The sequence below is a fragment of the Candidatus Methylomirabilota bacterium genome (genome assembly GCA_027293415.1).
Lineage (GTDB): Bacteria > Methylomirabilota > Methylomirabilia > Methylomirabilales > CSP1-5 > CSP1-5.
On record JAPUFX010000110.1, the window covers coordinates 1 to 7,095 of the forward strand.

The 7,095-nt window shown below is 57.8% G+C and carries 7 protein-coding genes and 1 pseudogene; 7 read left to right on the top strand and 1 reads right to left on the bottom strand.

Annotated elements, in window-relative coordinates:
- Positions 1 to 163 precede the first annotated feature (163 nt).
- From O6929_08105 to O6929_08135, 7 genes are all read left to right on the top strand, one after another.
- A complete protein-coding gene (locus O6929_08105; protein MCZ6480349.1) occupies positions 164 to 1,399 on the top strand; it encodes a Zn-dependent hydrolase in 1,236 nt (411 codons plus the stop codon).
- A 633-nt stretch (positions 1,400 to 2,032) separates the two neighbouring features.
- Positions 2,033 to 2,659 carry an urea carboxylase-associated family protein gene (locus O6929_08110; GenBank protein ID MCZ6480350.1) on the top strand — a complete coding sequence of 209 codons (627 nt, stop codon included), beginning with the start codon at positions 2,033 to 2,035 and terminating at the stop codon, positions 2,657 to 2,659.
- A gap of 252 nt (positions 2,660 to 2,911) precedes the next feature.
- Positions 2,912 to 3,106, top strand: a complete 195-nt coding sequence (locus tag O6929_08115) for a hypothetical protein (GenBank protein MCZ6480351.1) — start codon at positions 2,912 to 2,914, stop codon at positions 3,104 to 3,106.
- A 246-nt stretch (positions 3,107 to 3,352) separates the two neighbouring features.
- A complete protein-coding gene (locus O6929_08120) occupies positions 3,353 to 4,015 on the top strand; it encodes an amino acid ABC transporter permease (protein ID MCZ6480352.1) in 663 nt (220 codons plus the stop codon).
- A 16-nt stretch (positions 4,016 to 4,031) separates the two neighbouring features.
- Positions 4,032 to 4,796: an amino acid ABC transporter ATP-binding protein gene (locus O6929_08125; protein MCZ6480353.1), complete on the top strand. Its 765-nt coding sequence runs from the start codon at positions 4,032 to 4,034 to the stop codon at positions 4,794 to 4,796.
- Between the two features lie 104 nt (positions 4,797 to 4,900).
- Positions 4,901 to 5,716 (top strand): ABC transporter substrate-binding protein, encoded by an 816-nt coding sequence (locus tag O6929_08130; GenBank protein MCZ6480354.1) that lies wholly within the window; start codon positions 4,901 to 4,903, stop codon positions 5,714 to 5,716.
- 347 nt (positions 5,717 to 6,063) lie between these two features.
- Positions 6,064 to 6,687, top strand: a complete 624-nt coding sequence (locus tag O6929_08135) for an urea carboxylase-associated family protein (GenBank protein ID MCZ6480355.1) — start codon at positions 6,064 to 6,066, stop codon at positions 6,685 to 6,687.
- Positions 6,688 to 6,765: 78 nt separating this feature from the next.
- On the opposite strand, the pseudogene O6929_08140 reads toward O6929_08135, so the two are convergent.
- Positions 6,766 to 7,095 (bottom strand): annotated as a pseudogene (locus tag O6929_08140) (SDR family oxidoreductase).

The window sequence follows — 7,095 nt, forward strand, 5'->3', positions numbered from 1 at the left end:
ATTCAACAAACCGGGGGAAGTGAGCCGCAGGGTTGAATAAGTTTTTCAGTAACCGGTCAAGGATGCCGCCTTTCTCCAGTCCGTGATCCGCGGCGGAAACGTACCCTCAGGCGAAAGACCAGGCAACCACCGAATGTCACCAGGCTATGAAAAGGAGGTGAAGATGAGCGAGATTGGCATAAATTCAGACCGCTTATGGCAATCGCTGGCCGAAATGGCGAAGATCGGCGCGACCCCTCTTGGGGGCAGCAGGCGGCTGGCCCTGACCGATGAGGATAAGGCGGGAAGGGAATTGTTTATTTCCTGGGCCAGGGAGGCCGGCTGCACAATCAGCATCGATGCCATGGGAAACATCTTTGCCCGACGTCCCGGTGCTGATAAGCAGGCGGAGCCGGTGATCAGCGGTTCCCATCTGGATACTCAGCCCACGGGCGGCCGCTTTGACGGGGTGTATGGTGTGTTGGCCGCGCTGGAGGTAGTGCACTCGCTCAATGACCATCGGGTGACCACCGCCCGGCCAGTGGAGGTCGTCGTTTGGACCAATGAGGAGGGATCGCGCTTCCAGCCGGCCATGATGGGCAGCGGGGTGTTTGCCGGGGCTATGGAACTGGAGGCCGTTTATGGCATCACCGACCTGGAAGGAAAAGGTGTGGGCCAGGAATTGGAGCGCATTGGGTTCATGGGCGAAACCCCATGCCGTCCCCGGCCCATCCATGCCTACCTGGAGACCCACATCGAGCAGGGGCCTATCCTGGAAGCCGAAGGGAAGACCATCGGGGCCGTCACTGGGATTCAGGGCATGAAGTGGATCAAGGCGCAAGTGCGGGGGATGAACGCCCATGCCGGCACGACCCCAATGGAAGTGCGACGCGATCCCTTGCTTGGCGCCGCGCGCATGGTCGATGCCATAGACCAGATGATCCGTTCGATCCGGCCCGATGCTGTGGCCACGGTGGGTATGTTTTCGGTCGCGCCAGGTTCCATTAACGTGATCAATCAGGAAGTGAATTTTTCCATCGACATCCGCTGTCCGGACTATGCGGTGCTGTTGGAGTTGGACTCCCGCCTCCGCGCCGATTGCGAGGAAATTGCGGCCCGCATGGGCCTCGAGCTGGAAATGGAAGAAATCTGGCACGTGCCGCCCACCGAGTTCAACAAACGGATCGTGGACACAGTCGGCAGCGCCTCCTCGAGTTTGGGATATTCGTGCCGCCGCATCGCCAGCGGCGCAGGACATGACGCCAAGTATTTGGCGGATATCTGCCCCACTGGGATGATTTTCATTCCTTGCAAAGGAGGGATCAGCCACAATGAAATCGAGGATATTCTCCCGGAGCATGCCGCGGCAGGGGCCAACGTGCTGCTGAGAACCGTGCTCAGCCTGGCCGGGACAGGCTGAGGCCGACCGGCTGCTCTCTAGCAAGGAATTCATTTACCTTCAACTCCCTCGCATTACGCGAATGACCGGAATCCGGATAACTAAGGATTTCCGCTGCGGATCGAATTTTGGAAGGTACACTCGGCCTACCTATTCGGCCGGGCTCAGGGTAAGCGAGTAAGTCAACCTCGAGATCGCTGACATCGATAGCGAGCGCATGATGATCCGTGTCGCGAACAGGGCAAAGGCAGAATGGTTGTCAGAAGCAATTTACAGTTCTCGGAGTTGATAAATCGGAGACAAATTCCTATCATCTCCCTGTGCGCTATGGAACGGCGTTGTTGACTGAAAATGCACTTTTTGCTATCAAAGACCAAACCGAAATGAGGGTGTTTGGCTGAGGGCTAAGGGGGGGGTCCTAGGCAGCCGCCGAAGTAAAGATCGTCCTCGAGACCAACCGACCGAGGTACCTGCAGCATGGAGAAGTCATTTTGAACGCCTGGTGCTTTAAGCAGCACATGACACGGGGGCAATGCTTTTCCTGGATCTATCAAAGAGCAATTTAATAACCGGCGGCACCTCCCCGTGAGCGGGGAATCGTACTCTCCGTGACCTTCTCTCGGTCGATTCTCAGATCAGCGTAGGGGGAGCTCCATGAAGATCCTGACGGAAGAGGTAGTTCCGGCCCGAAAGGGCGGCGCATGGGTGGTGGAGAAGGGAAAGCACATCCGGGTCATTGAAGTGGACGGCGGTCAGATCGGTGACTTCGTTTGCTTCAACGCCAATAACTTGAAGGAGCGATTCAGCCAGGCTCGAACCAAGGCGGATCAGGGAAAGATCCTCGTCACCACAGGGGATCATCTCTATACCCGTGACAATCACGTCCTGCTCACCATCATGGCGGATACCTACGGCATTCACGACCTGCAGTATGGGATGTGCAGCGCGTGGGTCTATCAGAACTACTCGGGTGGGGCCTATCACGGTCTGACCGACCGCTTCACCGTGGGCGGCCCTCTTGGCCCGCCTCCCTTCGGGTGCTACGAAGTCTTGCAGGAGGCCCTGAAGAACTGGCCCATCGCCCCTGAGGACATCCCCGACCCCCTGAACATCTTTCAGACCGTGGACATCGACCCGAAGACGGGCAAGATGGGTATCGAGGACGGACGGAGCAAGCCCGGGGACTATATCGATTTTGTCGCGGAGATGGACACTCTCTGCGGGCTCAGCGCCTGTCCCTCCACGGGAAAGCCCCTACGCGTACAGGTGTACGAACCGTAGGGAGGCATCACGGGAGCTCCACCCGGTGGGAGTGTAAACGATCTTAGAGCGAGGGTAGGTTTCTTTCGGGTGCGGAGAACAAGGGGTCCGCAACGGGGAGCCGCAAAACCCAACCTGTCGGACCCCGACGAGGAGCCGAATTCCCGTTTAGAGATTCGTCAAGTTCAGTATACAACGCTTCCTCGAAAACCTATCGTATGGGGGAGAACCGATGAAAACTTCGGGATTTGCGACCGGGGTGAGGAAGACCACATGGGAGGGCCCCTCGAGGAGTATCCCCTGGAGAACTACCCCGATTACATATCGGGAAAACCCCCCCGGACGGAGATCCTGGAGGACTTCAGTTACTTGGATGAGCTTCCCCGGATCCGGGGCAAGCGCTGGGGGAGTCAGGGCATCGGGCGACTGCGGGAGGAGCCCCTGGTTCGTCTCACCGAGCACGAGTAGAGCCCCCCCCCTGGGCGCGGGACCCCGGGCCGGCTCTGGAGGATTGACCCCACGTGAGGCCAGGGCAGAGTGTCGAGTCCCGGGAATACTTGACACCGCCATCCACCGTCGGTAGAAGGCGGTGTTCGGACCGCGGGTGGGAGGGGGAGGTAGTTCTTTCGGGGCCTGGTTTTGTGAACCCCGGGTGAACTCTCTCGGACAGGCCCGTTGATCTAACCTTAAGCGGCCCGCAACGGGGAGGTTGTTATGTACGAGTGGAGCTTCGATGTCGTCTGGGACTACCGTATTGTCTACCTGAAGGGGGCTCTGATCACGGTGGGACTCAGCATGTACTCAGTTGTCTTTTCGATGGGGCTGGGCCTGTTGGTGGCCATCTCGCGGCAGAGCAAATACCGGCTCCTTTCCTTTCCCGCCTCTTGTTACGTCGAGGTACTTCGGGATACCCCTCTCCTGGTGCAGATCGTCTGGATCTTTTATTGTTTTCCTATCCTTGTGGGACTCAAACTGACAGCGTTCTGGTCGTGCGTCCTGGCCATTTCCATCCACATGTCTGCCTATGTGGCGGAGATCTTGCGGGCGGGGATAGCCTCCATCGATAAGGGCCAGATGGACGCTGCCAAGGTCGTGGGGATGACGTACGTCCAGGTCATGCGTCGGATCATCCTGCCTCAGGTCTTCCGCCGCATGCTTCCCCCTCTGGTCAATAATTTCGCCGACATCTTGAAGCTCACGTCTTTGGCCTCGGTGATCGGAGTATACGAGTTGCTCCACTCGGTCGATAACGTTATCATGCAAACCTTCCGCCCGCTCGAGATGTACACTGTCCTGGGGATCGTGTACTTCTTCTTGATCTTTCCCGTGGCTTTTGGCGCCCGGCGGGCGGAGGTCTACCTGGCCCGGAGGATTTAGGCCCATGGGAGAGCCGATGGTGCGCGTGCAGGGTCTCTATAAGCGATTCGGCTCCTTGGAGGTCCTTCGGGGGATCGACCTCGAGGTGGGTCGGGGGGAGGTGCTCTGCATCATCGGGCCCTCAGGCTCCGGGAAAAGCACCCTTCTTCGCTGTATCGCCTACTTGGAGGAAGACTTTGAAGGGAGAATCTATCTGGAGGGCGAGCTCTTGGGCCGGGCCGTACGCGACGGTCGCCTGTACAGGGTGAAGGGCGCCGCGCTGCGGAGGGTCCAGACGAAGGTGGGGATGGTGTTTCAGCACTTCAACCTCTGGCCCCACAAGTCTGCCCTCGGCAACATCATCGAGGCCCTGATCATGGTGAAGAAGCTATCCAGAACCGAAGCCGAGGGGATCGCCGATGAGCTTCTCGTCAAAGTGGGTTTGAGCGACAAGCGCAACGAATATCCCTCGCGCCTCTCGGGCGGACAGCAGCAACGTGTGGCTATCGCCCGGGCTCTGGCCATGCACCCACAGATCATTCTGTTCGACGAGGTTACCTCGGCCTTGGACCCCGAGTTGGTGAAGGAGGTCCTGCAAGTGATGAAGCAGCTTGCTGAAGAGGGGATGACGATGCTGGTGGTGAGCCATGAAATGGGCTTCGCTTCCAAGGTGGCTGACCGGGTCGTGTTTGTGGACGGGGGGGTAATCGTGGAGGAGGGGCCGCCAGAAAAAGTCCTGAAAAGTCCCGGCGAGCGGCGGACGCGGGAATTTCTCTCGCTGGTTGTCCATGAAGAATTTTAATTTGCATGGTTTCATGAAAATGCTATAACTGCTGTCTTTAGAGGGTCATCTGACCAAGGGGCAACAATGGGCGAAAGTCCATGCAGAAGAAAAGGAGGAAAACCATGATTTCAAGAGCTGTACGCATATGCCGTCCTTTGGCGATTCTGTCCGCCGTTCTGGCTTTGGCGGCCTTTACGGTGTCGCCCGCGGCCGCGAAGAGCATGCGCGACATTACCAAGGCGAAGGTGTTCAACATCGGCGTCGTCCCGTTCGCCACCGATGTGATCAAGGACCCCAAGACCGGCGAGTACAAAGGCGTCTTCGTAGATGCCGCCAAATTCATCTGTGAGACAATTAAGGTCAAGTGCGTGTTTAAGGAGTTTTCTTGGGCCACATTCATCGCGGGGCTGCAGTCCCGGCAGATTGACCTCTCCATTGCCTCCACGTACTCCAAGATGACGCGGGCCCTAGTCGTGAACTTCAGCCGGCCCATTTACCTACTGGGCTACAAGGGTGTGGCCAAGAAGGGGGAAAACAGGTTCAAGAGCCCCGAAGACCTGAACAATCCCGATATCACCATCTCCGTCACCCAGGGAACTGGGGAGATGGAGTGGCTGAAAAAGATCGCCCCCAAGGCCAAGCTGCGCGTCGTCAAGACGGAAGAGCTGACCATGCTGGAGGTGGTGACGGGGAAGGTGGACATCGGCATCGGCGACTCGATCGCCGTCAATCACGCCCTGGCTACCCAGCCGAGCATTAAGCCGGTGCTTGGGAGTAAGATTTACAGCAAGAACATGGTCGCCTGGGCGGTGAACAAAGAAGACCAGGATATCCTGAACTTCATCAACACCGCCATTAACCAGATCATCGCCAGTGGCAAGCTTTTGGAGTTGGCGAAGAAATACAAAGCGCCGTGGATGAACGACCTGGCCTTTTAAGGGGAGCCCCGAAGCGGGTTTCCGTCAGGCCCGTGAGAGGGAAGGTGTTCTGCGCCCCGGTTGCATCGGAAGGGCCGCACGGCGAGTGCGACGGGACCAGCAGCTTGGGGTGACTTCGGCGCCGGCGCCACCGGACCCCGCCGCCCTCTCAGCCGGGGCCCCCAAACGAGACGTTAGCTCGAAGCCGGAGCTTGTTGAGGTCCCTCCTCTGCCCAAACCTAGGGAGCTAAAAAAGCGCTGGTCGCACTTTGTACGTAAACAGAGGTTGATCCCGCTGGGAGTAGCGCTCTATAATGACGCGCCTTTATATCAAACCTCTTCCCTGAAAGGAGAGCGCAGCCATCGATATGGACGCTGACAAGATTTCAGGAAAAATCCTGGAGGACAAGATCATCGAGCCGCGCGGCTACTACGCCCGCGAAATTCGAAAGGGGGAGATCTTCCGAATCATCGACATCGAGGGAAAGCAGGTGGCGGACTTTGTCATCTTTAACCTGAACCGGCTGGATGAAAGACTCTCTCCCGAAAACACGGTGAATCTGAACCGCCAGGTCTACCCCCGTCTTGGCTACTCGCTATTCTCCGACGAGTCGGGGAGGCTCATGACCATCGTGACCGATACCTGCGGCGTCCACGACATGCTAGCGGGGGCATGCTCCCGGTTCACCAACGAGCTCCGCTACGGCGTTCCGAACAGTCCCAACTGTAGGGATAATTTTGCGACCGCTCTCAAACCCTGGGGGCTCGCCTGGAAAGACATTCCCTACAACATGAACGTCTTCATGAACTGCCCCATCCAGCCGGACGGGAACTATACCATCGAAGAACCCAAATCCAAGGCTGGAGATTACGTCGATTTCAGGGCCGACATGGATGTTCTGGTAGCCATGTCCAACTGCCCCCAAGAGCGGAACGCCTGCAATGCCTTCAAGCTAAAACCCTTGAGGGTCATGCACTACAGGCCGGAATAAGACTCTATTCAACTGCTCTGTAAAGACTGCCCAGTCTCAAACAGCCTCTTTCTACAGGAAGAGACGCCGTCTCCCTGCTCAGTTCATGTGGGAGCCACCGTCCACCAGAAGGGTCTGGCCCGAGATGAAGTTGGCGGCGTCCGACAAAAAGAAGACAATAGCTCCGACCAGGTCTTCGGGGTATTCGCTACGTGGAATTGCCCGGCTCTTTATCTAAAGCTCGTCGTCCTCATCTAATAGCTTTCCCCGTGCCTCCGCCAGGCTCTCGCTTCTCGTCAGGCCGGGGGCAACGGCGTTGACACAAATCCCGTCCTTACCCATTGACCTCGCCAGTACCCGAGTAAGCGTTATAACGGCCCCCTTGGAGACCGTATAGTGGGCAAAGACCGGGGTTCCTTTAAACGGAAC

Excerpts from the sequence above, each read along its gene's own strand:
- O6929_08130 (MCZ6480354.1), top strand. The coding sequence starts at position 4,901 with ATGATTTCAAGAGCTGTACGCATATGCCGTCCTTTGGCGATTCTGTCC.
- O6929_08105 (MCZ6480349.1), top strand. The coding sequence starts at position 164 with ATGAGCGAGATTGGCATAAATTCAGACCGCTTATGGCAATCGCTGGCC.
- O6929_08110 (MCZ6480350.1), top strand. The coding sequence starts at position 2,033 with ATGAAGATCCTGACGGAAGAGGTAGTTCCGGCCCGAAAGGGCGGCGCA.
- O6929_08125 (MCZ6480353.1), top strand. The coding sequence starts at position 4,032 with ATGGTGCGCGTGCAGGGTCTCTATAAGCGATTCGGCTCCTTGGAGGTC.
- O6929_08120 (MCZ6480352.1), top strand. The coding sequence starts at position 3,353 with ATGTACGAGTGGAGCTTCGATGTCGTCTGGGACTACCGTATTGTCTAC.
- O6929_08115 (MCZ6480351.1), top strand. The coding sequence starts at position 2,912 with ATGGGAGGGCCCCTCGAGGAGTATCCCCTGGAGAACTACCCCGATTAC.
- O6929_08135 (MCZ6480355.1), top strand. The coding sequence starts at position 6,064 with ATGGACGCTGACAAGATTTCAGGAAAAATCCTGGAGGACAAGATCATC.